This is a genomic window from Rhodococcus sp. DN22 (assembly GCF_036669995.1).
In the GTDB taxonomy this organism is placed as follows: Bacteria; Actinomycetota; Actinomycetes; order Mycobacteriales; family Mycobacteriaceae; genus Rhodococcus_F; species Rhodococcus_F erythropolis.
In genome coordinates this window covers 4,199,815-4,216,139 of sequence record NZ_CP133326.1, presented here as the reverse complement: position 1 = coordinate 4,216,139, position 16,325 = coordinate 4,199,815, and the positions used below count along the sequence as shown (strand labels likewise).

Here is a 16,325-nt window from a genome sequence, read left to right as displayed (position 1 = left end):
CATGGCGATCGCAACCACGACAATCGGATCCCGCGTCGGACTCCACGCACGACCCGCAGCGCTCTTCGCGCGCGCCGCAGCCGATCTACCGGTAGACGTCACCATCGCGCTCGGCGACGGCGAACCCGTCGATGCCTCCAGCATGTTGTCTGTCATGACTCTCGGTGCAGCATTCGGGGATTCGGTGACCTTGCGTGCTGACGGTGACGGCGCCGACGCTGCGGTCGGTTCGCTCGCAGAGCTTCTCGCATCCGAACTGGACGAAGCCTGATGACGGCGAGTGTGGACAACCGCATCGCGGGTATCGGAGTGAGCGCGGGTTCGGTCTGCGCGCCGTGGTTGCGATTCTCCACGCCTGAGCCAACCTCGGCGGCGGACCCGATCACGGGCAGTCCCGAGGCGGAGCTGATCAGGATCCGTGAGGCACTGGACGCCGTCGCGGAGGAACTGCTCTCGCGTGCAAAGACAGTCGAGGGCGTCTCCGCGGAGATCCTGACGACGTCGGCTGCGATGGCGCGCGACGCGGGCATCGTGAAGGCGGCCAAGGCGAACCTGGAATCGGGGCTGCCGACCGCACACGCCGTCGCAGTTGCCTTCGACGCATTCTGTGAAAAGCTCACGGCGCTCGGTGGGTACATGGCCGAGCGGGCAACGGATTTGCGCGATCTCGGGCAGCGAGCCGTGGCCGTTCTTCGCGGGGAACCGATGCCCGGAATCCCCGCTCCCGGTCATCCGTACATCCTGGTGGCGCGCGACCTCGCTCCGGCGGATACAGCGACGTTGGGCACCAGTGACGTGGTCGGATTGTTGACTGCCGAAGGAGGTCCGACCAGCCACACCGCAATCTTGGCGAAGTCGCTCGGAATCCCGGCCGTGGTCAACTGCTCGGGAACCGATCTGCTGGCGGAGGGAAAACTTCTCATCCTCGACGGCACCACCGGGACGGTCACCATCGATCCCTCGGCAGAAATGCGCGAGCGCGCTGTCCTCGAAGCATCGTTCGTGGCAGAGCAGTCGGCTTCGGCACAGGGTCCAGGACGCACGCGTGACGGGTTCGCGGTGAGGTTGTCGGCCAACATCGGAACCCTCGAGGACGCCGCGCGGGCCGGAGCGGCGGATTGCGAGGGCGTCGGACTGTTCCGTACCGAATTCTCGTACCTCGGGCGTCACGACGCGCCGTCGGTGGAGGAGCAAGCACAGACGTACGCGTCGGTGCTCGGGCACTTCGCCGGACAGAAGGTGGTGGTCCGCACTCTCGATTCGGGTTCGGACAAGCCGTTGCCGTTTCTCGATCTCGGGGTCGAGGAGAATCCGGCCCTTGGTATCCGCGGGCTCCGTGTCGGCACGGTTTATCCCGACACGCTCATCAGCCAGCTCGACGCCCTCGCGGCGGCAGGCAATGCGACGGGTGCCGATCTGTGGGTCATGGCGCCGATGGTAGCTACGGCCGACGAGGCGAAAGACTTTGCAGAACTTGCGCGTTCGCGGGGGATCGGCAAGGTCGGAGCGATGATCGAGGTTCCAGCTGCAGCGTTGCGGGCGAAGGATATCCTCGAGCACCTCGATTTTGTCAGTATCGGTACCAATGATCTGAGCCAGTACACCTGCGCCGTGGATCGTATGGCCGGAGGCCTGGCGCAACTGCTCGATCCGTGGCAGCCGGCGGTCCTCGATCTGATCGCGATGGTCGGTCAGGCGGGCGCCGATGCCGGAAAACCTGTTGGTGTGTGCGGAGAATCCGCGTCTGACCCGCTGTTGGCTCCGGTTCTGGTCGGTTTGGGCGTGACGAGTCTGTCGATGTCGGTCCCGGCATTGGGCGCAGTTCGCGCGCAACTGGCCTCTCTCGATCTGGCGGTGTGCAAGGACATGGCCGCGGCGGCGCGGGGCGCGCGAAACCCGATCGAGGGTAGAGCGGCCGTCGCGCGGATTCGCGAGTCGGCATGAGTACATCAGGCTCGGCTGCTGCTGTCGGCGATCCGATCGTATTGCGGGGAACGGTGATCGGATCTCCGGCCGGGAAGATTCACGACGGAGTCGTCGTCGTGGACGGCGAAAAGATCAGTTGGGTCGGCTCGGCTGCGGACTACGTGGCTTCCGCACCCGTCGTCGTCATTCCGGAACGCACCGACACGGTGATCATGCCCGGCTTGATCGATGTCCACAGCCACGGCGCCGCGGGTGCTGGTTTCCCGAACACCGACGCCGATGGAGCGAGCCGCGCGGCGGCGCACCATTGTGAGCACGGCACGACCGGAATGCTGGCCAGCCTGGTCTCCGCACCGCGCGCAGATCTGGTGCGACAAGCAACGATGCTCGCCGATCTGGTCGAACGCGGAGAACTTCTGGGTATCCACCTCGAGGGGCCGTTCATCAACGGCGTCCGCTGCGGTGCCCAGGATCCGGCAGCGATCATTCCCGGTGATCCGGATCTGCTCGAAGCCGTGTGTGACGCTGCGCGGGGGACCGTGCGGTCCATGACCTTGGCGCCCGAGACCGAGAATTTCGAAGAGTTGCTCGCGATCATGCGTCATCGCAACATCGTGCCGAGTTTCGGTCACACCGATGCCGACGCGGCAACGACGTCGGCGCGCATCGATGCTGCGGTGCACGGGGATTGGGCCGGACAGATCAGCGCGACCCACCTCTTCAACGGGATGCCGCCCCTGCACCATCGATCTCCGGGTCCCGTCGCGGCGTGCCTGGCGGCTGCCGCGAGAGGCGAGATGGTGGTGGAACTGATCGCAGACGGTGTGCATCTTGCGCCCGAGACCGTGTCGATGGTCTTCGACGCTGTCGGACCGGACCAGATCGCCTTGGTCAGTGATTCGATGGCCGCGGCGGGAATGGACGACGGCGACTACCAACTCGGTGCGCTCGACGTCACCGTACAGGCGGGCGTCGCACGGCTCGCGACGACCGACGGCTCGGTCGGCGCGATCGCCGGAGGGACCGCGAGGTTGCTCGACGTCCTGCGCAGCACCGTCTTCGGCGGCGGCGTCGCGCTGGAAGATGCTGTCGCAGCGGCAACTCGGAGCCCAGCGCGTCTGCTGGGACTTGGCGACCTGATCGGATCGCTGGCCGTGGGCTGCCGAGCCGACATCGTGGTCACCGATCGTCAATTGCGCCTGGGGCGTGTACTACTCGGCGGAAAAGCCGCCGGAAAGGAAAAATCATGGAAATCGTAATTCAGCCGACACCCGCGGAGGTCGACTCGACCGTCGCGGACATCGTCGAAGGCTACGTCAGAGCCGGGGCGACGACGCTCGGTCTCGCAACGGGGTCGTCGCCGATCGGAACCTATCGTGAACTGGCAGCGAGGCATCGCGACGCCGAACTCGACTTCTCGCTGGCTCGGGCATTCCTGCTCGACGAGTACCTGGGATTGCCGAAACGCCATCCGCAGTCGTACTACTCGGTGATTCGGTCGGAGTTCGTCGATCACGTCAACCTGGATCCCGCGATGGTGTCCAGTCCCAACGGTGAAGCGCCGTGCCCGGAGCAGGAGATCGCCCGGTACGACCAGAGCATCGCGGCGGCCGGGGGAGTGGACGTGCAGTTGCTCGGCATCGGTACCGACGGCCACATCGGCTTCAACGAGCCCGGATCGTCGTTGACCTCGAGAACTCGCGTGAAGACGCTGACCGAGCAGACCCGGATCGACAACGCACGCTTCTTCGACGGTGTGGACGACGTCCCACATCACGTGCTCACCCAGGGCCTCGGAACCATCAGCGATGCAAGGCATCTGGTGATGATCGCGACCGGAGAAGGCAAGGCTGATGCGATCGCCGCTGCCGTCGAAGGTCCGTTGTCTGCTTTCTGCCCGGCTTCGGTGATGCAATTGCATCGCCATGTCACCGTCGTCATCGACGAAGCTGCGGCCAGTTCACTCAAACTTGCCGACTACTACCGGTATGCGCTCGAACACAAGCCGTCGTGGCAGCCCTTCTGACATGACGGTTCTGGAGCTGGCAGTGCAGGACGTGCGGGGGGCGAGGATCGCGCGTTCGGTGGGAGCGACTCGAGTCGAGTTGTGTGCGGCACTCGGCCCGACGGGGGGATTGACGCCCAGCATCGGAGTGATCGAGGCTGCGTCGGAAGTGGGGATCGCGGTTCACCCGCTGATCCGTCCGCGCGCCGGAGGTTTTGTGTTCTCACCCGACGAAGTGTGGGTGATGGAGCACGACGTACATGCTGCTGTGGCCGGTGGAGCTTCCGGCATCGTGATCGGCGCGCTGACAGAAGATTATTCGATCGACACCGTCGTGCTGCGCCGCATCATCGGATGCGTGGACCGTGCGCGGGTCGAGGTGACAGTACATCGTGCGATGGACGTGGTGACCGACCGTCTGACCGCGCTGGACGAACTGATCGACCTGGGCGTGACCCGCGTGCTGACGTCCGGGGGTGCGAACACTTGCAATGAGGGACTCGACGAGATCGGTCGAATGGTCGAACATGCCGCGGGCCGGATCCAGATCATGGCCGGTGGCGGAATAACCGTCGACGACATCCCGGCAATCGCTGCCGTCGGCGTCGATGCGGTGCATCTCTCGGCGCGCAAGGTTGTCGCAGTTTCCGGCGGACCTGGTGGGGGATCGGACGGATACGACGTCACCGATGCAGTAGTCGTGCAGGAAGCGGCAGCCGCGCTCCGCGCTGTGCGCCTTTATTAACCCCCCGCGGTTAATAAAGGCGCACAGCCCTTGGGCTCTAGACATACATGGACATCCAACTATAGGATGGTAGACATATTCACTGCTGCCTCCTGGGCGGTCCATACGAGCAAGGAACGGGTTAGCACAATGGTTGAAAATGCGACGGTTCACGAGTTGACGCACTTCGTCGGTGGCAAGCGTGTTCCCGGGACATCTGATCGATTTGCGGACGTGTTCGATCCCAACACCGGCAAGGTGCAGGCCCGCGTTCCCCTCGCGAGCAAGGCCGAGACCGAAGCCATCATCGCCAATGCCGAAGAGGCGCAGCAGGTGTGGGCAGCGTTCAACCCGCAGAAGCGTGCCCGCGTGCTGATGAAGTTCCTGCAGCTCGCCCAGGCCGAGATGGATTCTCTGGCCCGCCTCCTCTCGTCCGAGCACGGCAAGACCGTCGCCGACGCCAAGGGCGACATCCAGCGCGGCCTCGAGGTCATCGAGTTCGCCGTCGGCGCTCCGCACCTGCTCAAGGGTGAATTCACCGAGAGTGCCGGCACCGGCATCGACGTGTACTCCATGCGTCAGCCGCTCGGCGTCGTTGCCGGCATCACGCCCTTCAACTTCCCCGCGATGATCCCGCTGTGGAAGGCCGGCCCCGCCCTCGCCGCCGGTAACGCCTTCATCCTCAAGCCCTCCGAGCGCGACCCCTCCGTGCCGCTGCGCCTGGCCGAGTTGTTCCTCGAAGCGGGACTGCCCGCGGGTGTGTTCAACGTGGTCAACGGTGACAAGGAGGTTGTCGACGTTCTGCTCACCGACGATCGCATCAAGGCCGTCGGCTTCGTCGGCTCCACGCCGATCGCTCAGTACATCTACGAGACGGCCGCAGCTCACGGCAAGCGCGCACAGTGCTTCGGTGGCGCCAAGAACCACGCGATCGTCATGCCGGACGCCGACCTCGACGAGGTTGCCGACGCCCTGATCGGTGCGGGCTACGGCAGCGCCGGCGAGCGTTGCATGGCCATCTCGGTTGCCGTTCCCGTCGGCGAGGAGACCGCGGACTCTCTTGTCGCGAAGCTGAAGGAGCGCGTCGCGAAGCTCAAGATCGGTCGCAGTGACGACGAAGGCGTCGATTTCGGACCGCTCGTTTGCCAGGATGCCCTCGACCGCGTCAACAACTACGTGCAGATCGGCATCGACGAGGGCGCAACGGCAGTCGTCGACGGCCGCGGCTTCACCCTCGAAGGCCACGAAGGTGGATTCTTCGCCGGCGCAACCCTGTTCGACAACGTCACCTCGGACATGCGCATCTACAAGGAAGAGATCTTCGGACCCGTCCTTCAGGTGGTCCGCGCTGCCGATTACGAAGAGGCACTGCGTCTTCCGACCGAACACGAGTACGGCAACGGCGTCTCCATCTTCACCCGCGACGGCGACACCGCGCGTGACTTCACCGCTCGCGTCAACGTCGGCATGGTCGGCGTGAACGTGCCGATCCCGGTCCCGATCGCGTACCACACCTTCGGTGGCTGGAAGCGCTCCGGATTCGGTGACCTGAACCAGCACGGTCCCGACTCCTTCCGCTTCTACACCAAGACCAAGACCGTGACGCAGCGCTGGCCTTCCGGCAAGAAGGAAGAGACCAACCACTTCGTCATCCCCACGATGAACTGATCGGAACACTTTCCATGTTTACTCTGACCGATGACGAGCGGGCGATTCGTGACACTGCCCGCGACTTCGCGGCCGAGCATCTGGCGCCCAACGCAGTGGAGTGGGATCAGACCAAGCATTTCCCGGTGGACGTCCTCCGTAAGGCGGCGTCCCTGGGGATGGGCGGTATCTACATTCGTGAAGACGTGGGTGGCAGTGAACTGAGCCGCGTCGACGCTGCACGGATCTTCGAAGAGCTGGCCAAGGGCGATCCGTCGATCGCCGCGTACATCTCCATCCACAACATGGTCACGTGGATGATCGACCAGTTCGGCAACGACGAACAGCGCCACAAGTGGGTTCCCGGACTCTGCTCGATGGATCAACTGGGCAGCTACTGCCTCACCGAACCCGGCGCTGGCTCCGATGCTGCGGGCCTGAGCACCAAGGCCGTTCGTGACGGCGACGACTACATCCTCAATGGTGTCAAGCAGTTCATTTCCGGCGCAGGCACTTCCGACGTGTACGTCGTGATGGCACGCACCGGATCTGCCGGTGCCAAGGGGATCTCGGCGTTCATCGTGCCCAAGGATTCGCCCGGACTGTCGTTCGGTGCCAACGAGATCAAGATGGGCTGGAACGCGCAGCCCACCCGTCAGGTGATCTTCGAAGACGTGCGAGTTCCTGCCGCCAACATGCTCGGTGAAGAGGGCAGCGGATTCCGCATCGCCATGAAAGGTCTCAACGGCGGCCGGCTGAACATCGCCGCCTGTTCGGTCGGTGGGGCCCAGGCAGCGCTGGAGAAGGCAGTCGCATATCTGGTGGACCGCAAAGCTTTCGGTTCGGCACTGATCGAGTCGCAGGCCCTGCAGTTCCAGCTCGCCGACATGCGTACCGAACTCGAAGCGGCCAGGACGTTGCTGTGGCGCGCCGCTGCCGCACTCGAAGACGGAGCGTCCGACGTCGTGGAGTTGTGTGCGATGGCCAAGCGCTTTGCCACCGACACCGGATTCGACGTAGCCAACAAGGCCCTCCAGCTTCACGGCGGGTACGGCTATCTTGCTGAGTACGGGATCGAGAAGATCGTCCGCGATCTTCGGGTTCATCAGATCCTCGAAGGCAGCAACGAGATCATGAGGGTGGTCATCGCCCGCAGCGTGGTCGCATCAGGTCAGGGAAAGCAGGGAGCAGCATGAGCGACGAGCTCGAGGTATTGATCGAAAAGCGTGACGGGCTGGGGCTCATCACTCTCAACCGTCCCAAGGCGATCAATGCCCTCAACCACTCGATGGTCAAGGCGATGGCCAAGGCCCTCGAGGAATGGAAGTCCGACGACGACGTCAAGGCAGTCGCACTCACGGGCGCCGGCGAGCGTGGTCTGTGCGCCGGCGGCGACATCGTCTCGATCTACCATGACGCCAAGGACGGCAAGACCGGTTCGCTCGACTTCTGGCGTGAGGAGTACATCCTCAACTCCGAGATCGCGAACTACCCGAAGCCGTACGTCGCGATCATGGACGGGATCGTCATGGGCGGTGGCGTCGGAGTGTCCGCACACGGCGACATTCGCATCGTGACCGAGCGCTCGATGATCGGAATGCCCGAGACCGGAATCGGTTTCATTCCAGACGTGGGCGGAACTTACCTGCTCTCGCGTGCTCCCGGTGAACTCGGGACGCACATCGCGCTCACCACGGCGCGACTGAGCGCCGGCGATGCCATCGCAGCAGGTTTCGCTGACCACTTCATCCCGTCGGAGAACATCGAGACGTTCATCGCCGCACTCGCGTCGTCTTCGGTTGCCGACGCCGTGGCGCAGTACGCGGAGCCGGCTCCGGTGTCGGAACTGTTGGCCCAGCAGAGCTGGATCGACGCCGCGTACTCCGCCGACGACGTATCCACCATCGTCGAGTGTCTTCGCGCAAGTGGAATCCCCGAAGCGGAGAAGGCAGCGGAGCAGATTCTCGGCAAGTCCCCGATTGCACTGTCGGTGACCCTGCGATCCCTTCGACATGCCAAGGAAGCAGCAAGCTTGGAAGAAGTCCTCAACGAGGAGTTCCGGGTCTCGACCGCTGCGCTCGCCTCACATGATCTGGTCGAGGGCATTCGCGCCCAGGTCGTGGAGAAGGACCGAAACCCGAAGTGGTTGCCGGCAACTCTCGACGACGTCACGGCAGAATCCGTCGACGCCTACTTCGCCCCGCTGGGCGACAACGAGCTCGGACTCGCCCCTCAACCGCAAGGCAACTGATCACCGCCGAAGGAGCATCACTAATGAGCACCATTGGATTTATCGGACTCGGTCACATGGGTGGCCCGATGGCGGCCAATCTTGTCAAGGCCGGACACAAGGTCGTCGGTTTCGACCTGGCACCTGCGGCGCTGGAGCAGGCAGTCAAAGACGGTGCATCGGTGGCGGATTCGGCGGTCGACGCCGTTCGCGGTGCCGACGTCGTGATCACGATGCTGCCGAGCGGTAAGCACGTTCTGGGTCTGTACGAAGAGCTGCTGCCGGTGGCAACACCGGGCACCCTGTTCATCGACTGTTCCACCATCGACGTCGCCGTCGCCCGCGAGGCACACGACAAGGCCGAAGCAGCCGGTCACCGCAGCGTCGACGCACCGGTCTCCGGTGGAGTCGTCGGGGCTACCGCAGGCACGCTGGCATTCATGGTCGGCGGTTCCGAGGCTGACTTCCAAGCCGCGTCACCGTTGCTGGACGTGATGGGCCGCAAGGTTGTTCACTGCGGCGACGCCGGTGTCGGCCAGGCAGCCAAGATCTGCAACAACATGATCCTCGGCATTTCGATGATCGCGATCAGCGAGGCGTTCGTGTTGGGCGAAAAGCTCGGCCTGAGCAACCAGGCGCTCTTCGACGTGGCGTCCAACGCCTCGGGACAGTGCTGGGCACTGACCACCAACTGCCCGGTTCCGGGACCTGTGCCCACCAGCCCGGCCAACAACGACTACCAGCCTGGCTTTGCTGTTGCACTGATGGACAAGGACCTGGGTCTGGCAGCAAATGCGCTGCGCAACAACGGCGTCGATGCGGAGATCGGACTCAAGGCCGCCGAACTCTACAGTCGCTTCCATGCCGCGGGCGGTGGCGGTCAGGACTTCTCTGCCATCATCAACGACATCCGTGACCGTTCGACCGAAGGACAGTAGTGACCGACTTCAACACCATCATCCTCGAGCGTAAGGGTCGCGTCGGCGTCATCACGCTCAACCGCCCGAAGGCTCTCAACGCGCTGAACTCCGAGCTGATGAACGAGGTCGTCGCCGCGGTTGCCGACCTCGAGGCGGACAACGGCATCGGAGCCATCCTGATCACCGGTTCCGAGCGCGCCTTCGCCGCCGGTGCCGACATCAAGGAAATGCAGTCCAAGACGTACATGGACGCATACGTCGAGGATTTCTTCACCCCGTGGGATCGCGTCGCAGCAGCTCGTAAGCCGCTGATCGCCGCCGTCTCCGGATACGCGCTCGGTGGTGGCTGCGAACTGGCGATGCTCTGCGATTTCATCATCGCTTCGGATACCGCGAAGTTCGGCCAGCCCGAGATCAAGCTCGGTGTCATTCCGGGTATCGGTGGCTCGCAGCGCCTTACGCGCGCCGTGGGCAAGGCCAAGGCCATGGAGCTGTGCCTCACCGGCCGCAACATGGACGCAGAAGAAGCCGAACGTGCAGGCCTGGTTGCCCGGATCGTTCCGGCCGCCGATCTGCTCGACGATGCCCTGAAGACCGCAACCACCATCGCCGAGATGTCGCTGCCGATTGCGATGATGGCCAAGGAAGCAGTCAACCGCTCCTTCGAGACCACCCTCGCCGAGGGCGTCCGCTTCGAGCGTCGGGTGTTCCACTCGACCTTCGCGACGGAGGATCAGAAGGAAGGCATGACCGCGTTCGTGGAGAAGCGGTCGGCAGAATTCAAGCATCGCTGAATTTCAACAGCGCCGAATTTCAACAGCGCTGAAACTGCCCTCACACTCGTCGAGAGTGTGAGGGCAGTTTCTTTGTGTGTACGGGTGGTCGGTTCACCACTTGGTCGGTGCGCCGCCGGTGTCGAAGTCACCCGCAGTCTTGCGAAGTTCAGTGAGGATCGTCACCAATTGCTCGAGCTTGTCCTGCTGGAGTCCGGGGTGAGCGAACACCTTGCTGTTGAGCATTTCGGTGGCTTCGAGGGCCAGTGCGCGACCGGCGTCCGAGATCTCGATGAGCGTTGCACGGCGATCGCTGGGATGCGGGACCCGCCTGACCAACTCCGCTTTCTCCAAACGGTCGACGGCATTGGTGACGCTGGTGGGGTGAACCTGGAGTCGGGCACTTGCCTTGGCCATCGGGAGTGCGCCCGACCTGGTGAAGGTGAGAAGCGTCAGCAGTTCGTAGCGGGCGAAGGTCAGCCCGAGAGGCTTGAGTACCTCTTCGACCCGCGCCATCATGATCTGCTGCGCACGCATCACCGACGTGACCGCAGCCATACCGTCGGCGACATCGCTCCAACCGTGCTTCGTCCACTGACGATGCGCCTCTTCGATGGGGTCGAGGGGGAGCGGCGCGGGGGGAGACATAAGTTCGATCATCCCATGCTGGCAAGCGGTCGGGTGCCTTGTCTGATTGTGTGTCGCAGCCGCTTACGTCTGTAGAGTCCCACGGGTGATTTCAATCCTCGTAGCGGGTGGCGTCTCGTTGTTCGTCGCGCTCTTCCTGACTCCGTTTCTCATTCGTGTGCTTTCGCGGCAGGGGCTCGGGCACGAGATTCGGATCGAGGGTCCGCAGAGTCATCAGGGCAAGCGTGGCACCCCGTCGATGGGCGGGATCGCGATCATCGCCGGTATGTGGGCGGGCTACCTGGCGGCACACATCATCGGATTCGGCTCGCGGCTACCGCGGCTGTCTGCATCCGGTTGGCTGGTTCTCGCGCTCGCCACGTCACTGGGAATCGTCGGCTTTCTCGACGACTTCATCAAGATCCGTAAGAAGCGCAATCTCGGGCTCAACAAGACAGCGAAGACCGTCGGTCAGCTGGCGAGTGCCATCATCTTCGGCATTTTGTTCCTGCAGTTCTCCAACAACAACGGAGTCACTCCCGGAAGCCAGTACCTGTCCCATGTTCGTGACATCTCGGTGTTCTCCATGGGTGCCATCGGCTTTGTGGTCTTCTTCTGCATTCTGGTGTTCGCCTGGTCCAACGCCGTCAATTTCACCGACGGCCTCGACGGTCTCGCGGCCGGTTCGATGGGCATGATCCTGGGGACCTACGTCGTCATCGCCGGTTGGCAGTACCGGAACTCGTGTGTCCTCGAGCCTGCCGCCGGTTGCTACGACGTTCGTGACCCTCTCGATCTAGCGATCGTCGCTGCCGCCGCAGGCGGGGCGTGCCTCGGCTTCCTCTGGTGGAATGCCGCCCCGGCTCAGATCTTCATGGGCGACACCGGCTCCTTGGCACTCGGCGGCCTGGTTGTCGGCCTGTCCGTCACGACGCACACCGAGCTGCTGATGGTCATCATCGGCGCCCTGTTCGTCGCTGAGATCCTGTCGGTGATCATCCAGGTTCTGGTCTTCCGATCGTCCGGTCGACGCGTATTCAAGATGGCCCCGATCCATCATCACTTCGAGTTACTCGGTTGGCCGGAAACCGTCGTGATCGCAAGATTCTGGATCTTCGTCGCGATCTCGTGCGTCCTGGGACTTGCCACCTTCTACAGCGAGTGGTTCTCCGCTGCCGGTTAGACCGATTCACTCTTTCGGGTCGTAGCCAGAAGAGCGATCAGACCGAGCGACACACACGCCGTCATCGTGACGGCCAGGGCTGTGCTCGTGTTTCCCAGTAGGCCGACGGCCGGCGCGATGGCCGCACCGACGCCGAACTGGAATGCACCGAGCATTGCGGCGGCAGTACCGGCCGCTTCGCCGTGACGAGCGAGCGCCAGTGCCGGGGCGTTGGGCAGAACGAACCCGATGGCGCCGGCCATGACCCACAGTGCGATCACGAATCCAGCGAGCCCGCCCAGTTCCAGGACCGCGACAGCAATGACGACGGCCCCGGAGACAACGGCAGCCACGAGGGCCCACTTGGTGATCTGCTGAGGAGTCCACCGGTCGAGCAGTCGGACGTTGACCTGGGAAGCGCCGATCAACGCGATAGCGCCTGCGCTGAAGAGCAGCGCGAACTCCTGCTGGTTGAGGCCGTACTGATCCTGATAGACAAACGACGCGCCCGAGACATACGCGAACAACGACGCCATGCCGACGCTGGAGACGAGCGTGAGGACCATGAACGTGCGGTCGCCGAGCAGCGAACCGTAGGTACGGAGAACCGACGTCAATCCGCTCGGGCGACGCTTTTCCTTCGGCAATGTTTCGGACAGTCCGAACGCACCGATCATCGCCGTGCCGACGCCGATCAGTGCCAGGACGACGAAGATCCCGCGCCAGTCGAGGGCGACGAGGAGGGCGCCACCGATGCTGGGCGCCAGGATCGGCGCAACGCCGAGCACGAGCATCAGCCGGCTCATCACGACGGCAACGGTGTTACCGCTGTAGAGGTCGCGGACGATCGCCATGGTGACCACTGCCGCGGCCGCCGCGCCCATGCCCTGGAAAACCCGCAGGATGCCGAGGACAGCGATGCTCGGTGCGAAGACCGCCAGCAGCGAAGCCAGGATGTGCACACCGATCCCGGCGAGCAGCGGCTTCTTGCGGCCGAGAGTGTCCGAGAGCGGCCCGACCAACAGCTGTCCGAGTGCGAGGCCGATGAGGGTTCCGGTGATCGTCAGCTGAACCGTTGACGACGAGACTCCGAGATCGGCACCGATATCCGGCAGCGCGGGCAGGTACATGTCGATGGTGAAGGGCCCGAGCGCAGTCATGGAACCGAGGGCAAGAATCTTCCCGACGCTGGGCTTACGGTCGACACTGCTCATTTCCAGCGGGGCTGCCTCCAAGGGCGGAGCTGCCTTCACGGGCGGGGCAACGGCGGTGTTCTCGGCACTCATGAAACCTTCTGGGTTGTCTGGGTCTGGCGAACTGCTCGGTCGTTCGGTCGAATTTCGGGCCGCAATCGAATGACCTGCGCCCACCGAGGGAGTCAGCATCGAGACTGACCGATTTGTTCCCGAAGGGCTCACGGTTTTCCCAGAGACTGGAACAGTTGGTGGGATTGCACTCGAATCATGCTGAGCGGAACTGTGGTTCGGCGCCGCGACTCGGGGCAGAGTTACTCACTGACGCGGGTGTGGCTGAGTGGCTAGGCACCGGCCTGCAAAGCCGTTCACACGGGTTCGAGTCCCGTCATCCGCTCGTGTCGGAGACCGGCAGGCATATCGCCTGCCGGTCTCTCTTGTGTGGTCCCGGTTCGCGGGGTCGGCTGCGATAGTCTGGGCTGCCGGAGCGAGCGGACCACATGAGTGAGGCACTGAATTGATTTCGGGACAGGACCTGCGATCGCGGCGCTTGCACGTGGGGATCAGTCAGTTCCAGTTCGCCCGCCAGGCGGGAGTCTCGTCAGCAGTCGTCTCCGCGTGGGAACTCGACAAGGCATATCCGAAGCCACCGGTTGAGCGAGCAGTCCTCACGGCCCTCTCCGCGTTGGAAGCAGCCAAGCGTGAGGGCACGTACGCGGCCCCCCGGAAGCGATCGAGCGGTAGTACCCGTGCGCGTCGAGCGACACCGGTCAACGACCCCGCCTCGGTGGCCAGGCGTGCGGTCGCGGGGGCAGGAAACGGTGGCCCCACCGTATTGACGGCGTTCTCCGGTTGTGGCGGTATGGCCGAAGGCTTTCGGATGGCGGGGTTTTCGGTGGAGGGATACATCGAAGTCGTGCCGGAGGCGCGCGCGACCTTCGATCGGAACTTCCCCGGCGCGAAGTGCCTCGGTGAGGACATCCGGGCGATCGACGAAGCCCGTGTGAAAGATCTTCTGGCACAGGTGAATATCGATGTGTTGGCCGGGGGGCCGCCGTGTCAGGGTTTCAGTCTCGCCGGCCGGCGAGACCGCGACGATCCGCGTAACCATCTCTTCCGGAACCTACTCGAGCTCGCCGATCTGGTGAGGCCGAAGGTCGTGGTGATGGAAAATGTTCGGCTGCTGCTGAGCATGAAAGACCCGGACGGTGGGATGGTCGTCGACCGGATTCTCGGCGAGATGGCTGCATGCGGTTACGACGCGTCGGTCAACACGGTCAATGCGCAGGATTACGGCGTCCCGCAGTTCCGGGAACGAGTGTTCATCGTGGCGACCCGCCGCGACAGTGGTATCGGGCCGCTGCGTTTCCCGCCGAAGACTCACGGCGTGAATGATGTTGCGCCGCTGAGGACTTTCCGCGATGCCACCGTCGATCTGGCCCCGCTGGAATCCGGGCAGGCCTGCGAGACGGACCCGCTGCACTGGGCCGTCGAACATCCCGAGCACGTCTTGCGGTGGCTGCGTGATGTACCAGAAGGAATGTCGGCTCACGACAACGAAGATCCGGCCATGCGACCGTCGTCCGGATACAACACGACGTACAAGCGCCTCCGGTGGGACGAGCCGGCGTCCACGGTCGGAACCACTTTCGGGATGATCTCGGCTTCACGCAACGTGCATCCGAAACACACGCGATCGTTGACCGTTCGAGAAGCTGCTCGCCTCCAGACCTTTCCCGACGACTACGTCTTCGAGGGTAAGTGGGGAGCGGTGCGCACGATGATCGGCAATGCGGTGCCGCCGCAGCTGGCGTCGGTACTGGCAGGAGAGATCAAGAAGGCACTCGGCTGAGATAGGGCACCTACGGAAAATGGGGCCGACGATGTCGGCCCCATTTCGAGTTACGCCCTGGCAGGGGTGTGGTCCAAGCGAATCAGCTGAGGTTGAGCTTGGCGATCAACGGCTGGACGACCTTGATGATGTCGATGACGGCGCTGAGGGTGTTGATGGAACCCATGTTTCGGTCCTCCGTGTCGTATGTACAGGTTTGTATGTACAAGGTTGTGTCTGCGTGGTGTTTCTGTACGACCTTGTGTCGCAGACACAAGTTAGCAAACTGGACGCTTGTTTGGGTCGAAATGACCGCTTTGCGCTGAAGTTGCTGAAAAGTTCACGGATTGTTCAGGAACGTAAACAAAAAACAGGCCGGACTCCCCGAAGTCCGGCCTGTCGATGACGCTTTGCGATCAGCTGAATGCCGAAAGTGCGCTGATGAGGCCGATGCCCGCAACTGCGACCTTGAGGACACTCAAGACGTCTTCGAGCTTGACACCCTCGGGCAATACGTTTTCGACAGACTCCATGTTGGATCCTTCATGTGTTGGGGTCGTGGTCCAGTGCCACTGCAAGCAAGATACCCAATCGTGACCACCTGTGAAACCCCGGCACGAAGATCACAGTTGTGTTGCGCCGGACTCACTGGCCGTCGCGACAACGGTGGCTGCCACTATTTGCTCCACGCTGATGCCCGCTGCCGGTAGGCAGTGGTAGAAGATTCGTTCGCAGAGGTCGACCATTTCGCCTCGCTCGAGCGTCGGCTCGTCGATCCAGTTGACGACGATTTCCTCCATGAATGCCTGCCACCCGGCGATTGTCGCCTCCACGGTCGCATTCGATTCGATGTCTAGATTCGTCAGCGCAGCGACGATCCACGTGGTGAAAGTGCGGCGCATGCCTCGGTAGATCGTGCGCATTCGAACGTCGCCACTGCCGGCCATACGCATCACGGCGAGGTAAATGGTGGGGTGCTCGATAACGGCGTCGACGAATGTCTCGATACCTGAGCGCAGCTGGGACGTGATGGGTAGCTCGGGATCCGGTCGCATTCGATCTTCGAGATCGGCCGAGGCGGCCTCGAGGATGGCGTTCTGGAAACCCTTCTTGTTCTTGAAGTAGTGGAACAGCAGTGGCGGCGAGACACCGGCCTCGGCTGCGACGCGATCCATCGACAGTTGGTCGAAAGGCTCGGTCCGCAACATGTGTACTGCCACCTCGAGGATTTGCCTCTGACGGTCTTCGGGGGAGCGGGGGACTGCAGCCATTCCGTCATATTATGTA

At 63.3% G+C, this 16,325-nt stretch carries 16 protein-coding genes and 1 tRNA gene; 13 read left to right on the top strand and 4 right to left on the bottom strand.

The features are described from left to right. The first annotated feature begins 1 nt into the window (after position 1). From RA302_RS19175 to RA302_RS19130, 10 genes are all read left to right on the top strand, one after another. Positions 2-271, top strand: a complete 270-nt coding sequence (locus RA302_RS19175; RefSeq protein WP_003941322.1) for an HPr family phosphocarrier protein — start codon at positions 2-4, stop codon at positions 269-271. Then, positions 271-1,944 carry a phosphoenolpyruvate--protein phosphotransferase gene (ptsP, locus tag RA302_RS19170; RefSeq protein WP_042445310.1) on the top strand — a complete coding sequence of 558 codons (1,674 nt, stop codon included), beginning with the start codon at positions 271-273 and terminating at the stop codon, positions 1,942-1,944. The genes RA302_RS19175 and ptsP overlap by 1 nt, the downstream gene beginning before the upstream one ends. Next, a complete protein-coding gene (locus RA302_RS19165) occupies positions 1,941-3,185 on the top strand; it encodes an N-acetylglucosamine-6-phosphate deacetylase (RefSeq protein ID WP_070160847.1) in 1,245 nt (414 codons plus the stop codon). The genes ptsP and RA302_RS19165 overlap by 4 nt, the downstream gene beginning before the upstream one ends. Beyond that, positions 3,173-3,952, top strand: coding sequence for a glucosamine-6-phosphate deaminase (gene nagB, locus RA302_RS19160; RefSeq protein ID WP_070160849.1), 780 nt, complete (start codon positions 3,173-3,175; stop codon positions 3,950-3,952). Before RA302_RS19165 ends, nagB begins: the two co-directional genes overlap by 13 nt. Before the next feature lies 1 nt (position 3,953). Next, positions 3,954-4,676, top strand: coding sequence for a copper homeostasis protein CutC (locus RA302_RS19155; protein WP_338477544.1), 723 nt, complete (start codon positions 3,954-3,956; stop codon positions 4,674-4,676). A gap of 129 nt (positions 4,677-4,805) precedes the next feature. Beyond that, positions 4,806-6,323 carry a CoA-acylating methylmalonate-semialdehyde dehydrogenase gene (locus RA302_RS19150; protein WP_215515999.1) on the top strand — a complete coding sequence of 506 codons (1,518 nt, stop codon included), beginning with the start codon at positions 4,806-4,808 and terminating at the stop codon, positions 6,321-6,323. A gap of 14 nt (positions 6,324-6,337) precedes the next feature. Continuing rightward, a complete protein-coding gene (locus tag RA302_RS19145; protein WP_064075262.1) occupies positions 6,338-7,498 on the top strand; it encodes an isobutyryl-CoA dehydrogenase in 1,161 nt (386 codons plus the stop codon). Then, positions 7,495-8,553 (top strand): enoyl-CoA hydratase/isomerase family protein, encoded by a 1,059-nt coding sequence (locus RA302_RS19140; protein WP_070160854.1) that lies wholly within the window; start codon positions 7,495-7,497, stop codon positions 8,551-8,553. The genes RA302_RS19145 and RA302_RS19140 overlap by 4 nt, the downstream gene beginning before the upstream one ends. Positions 8,554-8,576: 23 nt before the next feature. Beyond that, positions 8,577-9,470: a 3-hydroxyisobutyrate dehydrogenase gene (gene mmsB, locus RA302_RS19135; RefSeq protein WP_070160856.1), complete on the top strand. Its 894-nt coding sequence runs from the start codon at positions 8,577-8,579 to the stop codon at positions 9,468-9,470. Continuing rightward, entirely contained in the window at positions 9,470-10,246 is a 777-nt protein-coding gene (locus RA302_RS19130; RefSeq protein ID WP_003941374.1) for an enoyl-CoA hydratase, read from the top strand. The genes mmsB and RA302_RS19130 overlap by 1 nt, the downstream gene beginning before the upstream one ends. A 93-nt stretch (positions 10,247-10,339) precedes the next feature. Here the strand turns inward: RA302_RS19130 and RA302_RS19125 are convergent, their stop codons facing one another. After that, positions 10,340-10,873, bottom strand: coding sequence for a MarR family transcriptional regulator (locus RA302_RS19125; protein ID WP_020970065.1), 534 nt, complete (start codon positions 10,871-10,873; stop codon positions 10,340-10,342). 85 nt (positions 10,874-10,958) lie between these two features. Between RA302_RS19125 and mraY the strand changes: the two genes are divergently transcribed. Beyond that, the gene (mraY, locus tag RA302_RS19120) at positions 10,959-12,035 is read left to right on the top strand and encodes a phospho-N-acetylmuramoyl-pentapeptide-transferase (RefSeq protein WP_003941316.1); all 1,077 of its coding nucleotides are present in this window, start codon (positions 10,959-10,961) and stop codon (positions 12,033-12,035) included. Here mraY and RA302_RS19115 read toward each other — a convergent pair. Then, the gene (locus RA302_RS19115; RefSeq protein WP_070160858.1) at positions 12,032-13,228 is read right to left on the bottom strand and encodes a multidrug effflux MFS transporter; all 1,197 of its coding nucleotides are present in this window, start codon (positions 13,226-13,228) and stop codon (positions 12,032-12,034) included. The two genes, mraY and RA302_RS19115, sit on opposite strands and share 4 nt — an antisense overlap. A gap of 305 nt (positions 13,229-13,533) precedes the next feature. Between RA302_RS19115 and RA302_RS19110 the strand changes: the two genes are divergently transcribed. Both RA302_RS19110 and dcm read left to right on the top strand, forming a co-directional pair. Then, a tRNA-Cys gene (locus RA302_RS19110) sits at positions 13,534-13,604 on the top strand. Positions 13,605-13,763: 159 nt separating this feature from the next. Continuing rightward, complete coding sequence (gene dcm, locus RA302_RS19105; protein ID WP_063316884.1) at positions 13,764-15,059, top strand: DNA (cytosine-5-)-methyltransferase; 1,296 nt, start codon at positions 13,764-13,766, stop codon at positions 15,057-15,059. An 82-nt stretch (positions 15,060-15,141) separates the two neighbouring features. On the opposite strand, the gene RA302_RS19100 is transcribed toward dcm, so the two are convergent. Both RA302_RS19100 and RA302_RS19095 read right to left on the bottom strand, forming a co-directional pair. Next, positions 15,142-15,267, bottom strand: coding sequence for a hypothetical protein (locus RA302_RS19100; protein WP_255246884.1), 126 nt, complete (start codon positions 15,265-15,267; stop codon positions 15,142-15,144). A 394-nt stretch (positions 15,268-15,661) separates the two neighbouring features. Continuing rightward, positions 15,662-16,309, bottom strand: a complete 648-nt coding sequence (locus tag RA302_RS19095) for a TetR/AcrR family transcriptional regulator (protein WP_338477534.1) — start codon at positions 16,307-16,309, stop codon at positions 15,662-15,664. Positions 16,310-16,325 lie beyond the last annotated feature (16 nt).

Coding starts and splice junctions, on each gene's coding strand:
- RA302_RS19175 (WP_003941322.1), top strand. CDS start 2: ATGGCGATCGCAACCACGACAATCGGATCCCGCGTCGGACTCCACGCA.
- ptsP (WP_042445310.1), top strand. CDS start 271: ATGACGGCGAGTGTGGACAACCGCATCGCGGGTATCGGAGTGAGCGCG.
- RA302_RS19165 (WP_070160847.1), top strand. CDS start 1,941: ATGAGTACATCAGGCTCGGCTGCTGCTGTCGGCGATCCGATCGTATTG.
- nagB (WP_070160849.1), top strand. CDS start 3,173: ATGGAAATCGTAATTCAGCCGACACCCGCGGAGGTCGACTCGACCGTC.
- RA302_RS19155 (WP_338477544.1), top strand. CDS start 3,954: ATGACGGTTCTGGAGCTGGCAGTGCAGGACGTGCGGGGGGCGAGGATC.
- RA302_RS19150 (WP_215515999.1), top strand. CDS start 4,806: ATGGTTGAAAATGCGACGGTTCACGAGTTGACGCACTTCGTCGGTGGC.
- RA302_RS19145 (WP_064075262.1), top strand. CDS start 6,338: ATGTTTACTCTGACCGATGACGAGCGGGCGATTCGTGACACTGCCCGC.
- RA302_RS19140 (WP_070160854.1), top strand. CDS start 7,495: ATGAGCGACGAGCTCGAGGTATTGATCGAAAAGCGTGACGGGCTGGGG.
- mmsB (WP_070160856.1), top strand. CDS start 8,577: ATGAGCACCATTGGATTTATCGGACTCGGTCACATGGGTGGCCCGATG.
- RA302_RS19125 (WP_020970065.1), bottom strand. CDS start 10,873: ATGTCTCCCCCCGCGCCGCTCCCCCTCGACCCCATCGAAGAGGCGCAT.
- RA302_RS19115 (WP_070160858.1), bottom strand. CDS start 13,228: ATGAGCAGTGTCGACCGTAAGCCCAGCGTCGGGAAGATTCTTGCCCTC.
- RA302_RS19095 (WP_338477534.1), bottom strand. CDS start 16,309: ATGGCTGCAGTCCCCCGCTCCCCCGAAGACCGTCAGAGGCAAATCCTC.